This is a genomic window from Pantoea sp. CTOTU49201 (assembly GCF_032054795.1).
Classification (GTDB): domain Bacteria; phylum Pseudomonadota; class Gammaproteobacteria; order Enterobacterales; family Enterobacteriaceae; genus Pantoea; species Pantoea symbiotica.
Map to the genome: position 1 here is coordinate 1 of NZ_DAMBSA010000500.1, position 3,008 is coordinate 3,008.

Consider the following 3,008-nt stretch of genomic DNA (forward strand, 5'->3'; position numbering starts at 1 on the left):
GATCGGTGATTGACTGACCATAGGTTAGCGCTTCACCGCTCACCACTTTCTGATTCCCTTCCTGCAGGAAACTCTCAATCATCACGCCCGCCACCGCGCGCGATCCGGCACGAATTTGCGCCGCCACGTCATCGGCAACATCACGCTGACGACCGTGCTGCTTCAGGCAGTTGCCGTGGCTGAAGTCGATCACCAGTTGCTCCGGCAGATTGAAGTCGCGCAGATTGGCCGCCGCTGCCGCCACATCTTCCGCATGATAGTTCGGCTGACGACCACCGCGCAGGATCACATGACCATGCGGATTGCCGCTGGTTTGATAAATGGTCATCTGACCATTCTTATCCGGTGACAGGAACATGTGGCTGGCGCGCGCGGCGCGAATCGCATCGACCGCGATCTGCACGTTGCCGTCGGTGCCGTTCTTGAAACCAACCGGGCAGGAGAGCGCCGATGCCATCTCACGGTGAATCTGGCTTTCGGTGGTACGCGCGCCAATTGCGCCCCAGCTGATCAGGTCGGCAATAAACTGGCCGATCACCATATCGAGGAATTCGGTGGCGGTTGGCATGCCGAGCGCGTTGATATCCAGCAGCAGTTTGCGCGCGATGGCGATGCCCCGATTGACATCGTAGCTGCCATCCAGATCCGGATCGGAGATCAGGCCTTTCCAGCCAATCACGGTGCGCGGTTTTTCAAAATAGGCGCGCATCACGATTTCCAGACGATCTTTATGGCGCTCACGCAGCACGTTCAGACGTTCAGCATACTCAATTGCCGCTTTAGGATCGTGCAGCGAACAAGGGCCAATAATCACTAAAAGACGCGGATCTTCGCCGGTCAGAATGCGCGCGATGCGTTGACGGGAAGCCGTGACGTTGGCGGCAATTTCTGCCGAAATAGGGTGTTCATGCGCGAGCGCAGCCGGAGTCAGCAGGCTACCGATGCGCGCGGTACGCAGTTCATCAGTCTTGTTCATTGGGGTTCTCAAAAATTTTTTCTTCGCAGCGGTGAAATACCGGGAAGTGATGGTGGTCACAATAAACTAATAGCCTGCGAATTCAACCTGCTAAAAACAAAGGTCATCAAATTAGACGGAAGCCTGGCTTTACATTGGAATTACAGTGAGATCAGGTCGCCATAAATGGCGACCCTACGAATGTGTAGTGCGGTTTTTGTAGGGGCGCCATTTATGGCGACCGGCAGCAACACCTAATACATGTTGCGGTTCAGGCCCATAATGTCGAGGATTTTGGTGGCAATCTCCTCCACCGAATAGTTGGTGCTGTTGAGATAACGAATCTGATTGGTGCGGAACAACGCTTCCACTTCGCCCACCTCGAGACGGCATTGGCGTAGCGAAGCGTAACGGGTATTTTCCGCGCGCTCCTGACGAATCGCCGCCAAGCGTTCCGGATCGATGGTCAAACCAAACAGCTTATGCTGATGCGCACGCAGCGCCGGCGGCAGTTTCAGGTTATCCATATCATCGGCGATAAACGGATAGTTAGCGGCACGCACGCCAAACTGCATCGCCAGGTATAAGCTGGTGGGGGTTTTCCCGCAGCGAGACACGCCGAGCAAAATCACCTGCGCATCTTCCAAACCGCGCAAAGAAATGCCGTCATCATGCGCAAGGGTGTAATCGATGGCCGCGATACGCGCGTCATATTTGCCGAGGTTGCTGGCGGTTAAACCATGTGTGCGGTGCGCCACTGGCATTGACGCTACGCCCAGCTCACTCTGCAGCGGTGCCACCAGCGCCTGCACGATGTCCTGACAAAAGCCTTCGCTCTCCAGAATAATTTCGCGTACATCGGGCGTAACAATAGAGAAGAAAACCAGCGGGCGTACGCCGCTCTGCTGATAGAGCGCATTGATTTGTGCTTTAACCGCTTGAGCGCGCTGCACATTCTCAACAAACGGCAGCGTCACGCTGTGGGCCATCACCGGGAACTGAGATAACACCGCATGGCCCAGTACTTCGGCGGTTATGGCGGTGCCATCAGAAATGTAGAATACGCTGCGTTCAGTGTTCATCTTGCAAATATCCTCTTGCGTATCAATGCCTAAATTATTGATGACAATATTTCATTTTAATTAATAGTAAAATGAAATATCCATATTGTCCGCTATTGCGCTCACAAAGATGAATCAGCGAATAATCAATATTAGATGAAATGCTGTTTTGAAAAGCGTTATTTTCGCGCATTTTCCTTTTCGCGCATGAAATAAAGTGTGAAGCCGTTGCGCAACAAAAATCAATCGCTAACCCTCTGAAAAAGGGAAAAATATCGTTGCAGCAATCCATTAGCGTGAAATAGCCCGGTTGCGCAACTCAATTAATTCTAAGTACTAATCCGATTTTGCCTTTCTTTTCCTGCTTTAACGATTCAACACTTAGTCTTTATTTATAGGTTGTGCCAGGCTGTTTTGGCGAATAGCAAAATGTTCCATGTGTATTCACATCATTTAAAAGGATAATCTCAATGTCCAATCAAGACCAACAGTCGCTAGTGCTCTGGTACAACCAGCTTGGCATGCATGATGTTGATCGGGTGGGAGGCAAGAATGCTTCCCTGGGAGAAATGATTACGAATTTGTCGTCGCTGGGTGTTTCCGTGCCAAACGGTTATGCGACCACATCTTATGCGTTTAATCTGTTCCTCGATCAAAGCGGACTGAACCAGCGTATTTATGATTTGCTGGATAAAACGGATGTTGATGATGTTGCTGAGCTCGCGCAAGCGGGTAAACAGATTCGTCAATGGGTGGTCGATACGCCATTCCAGCCTGAGCTGGAAGCGGCGATTCGTAGCGCCTACGAACAACTCTCTGCTGATGATGCCGACGCCTCCTTTGCGGTGCGCTCGTCAGCCACCGCCGAGGATATGCCCGACGCCTCGTTTGCCGGCCAGCAGGAGACTTTCCTTAACGTGCAGGGCTATGACGCGGTGATCATCGCGGTGAAGCACGTGTATGCCTCTTTATTTAACGATCGCGCTATCTCT

Annotated in this window: 3 protein-coding genes; 1 reads left to right on the forward strand and 2 read right to left on the reverse strand. The window is 52.0% G+C overall.

Annotated elements, in window-relative coordinates; all coding sequences use genetic code 11:
* Together RTY00_RS22835 and RTY00_RS22840 are read right to left on the reverse strand one after the other, a co-directional pair.
* The coding region (locus tag RTY00_RS22835; RefSeq protein ID WP_312666455.1) for a 3-deoxy-7-phosphoheptulonate synthase at positions 1–976 on the reverse strand (976 nt) is incomplete at its 3' end.
* Positions 977–1,209: 233 nt separating this feature from the next.
* Positions 1,210–2,037 (reverse strand): pyruvate, water dikinase regulatory protein, encoded by an 828-nt coding sequence (locus RTY00_RS22840; RefSeq protein WP_008102960.1) that lies wholly within the window; start codon positions 2,035–2,037, stop codon positions 1,210–1,212.
* 449 nt (positions 2,038–2,486) lie between these two features.
* Between RTY00_RS22840 and RTY00_RS22845 the strand changes: the two genes are divergently transcribed.
* Positions 2,487–3,008: PEP/pyruvate-binding domain-containing protein (locus RTY00_RS22845; RefSeq protein WP_312666457.1), on the forward strand; the 522-nt coding region annotated here is incomplete at its 3' end.

Coding starts and splice junctions, on each gene's coding strand:
- RTY00_RS22840 (WP_008102960.1), bottom strand. CDS start 2,037: ATGAACACTGAACGCAGCGTATTCTACATTTCTGATGGCACCGCCATA.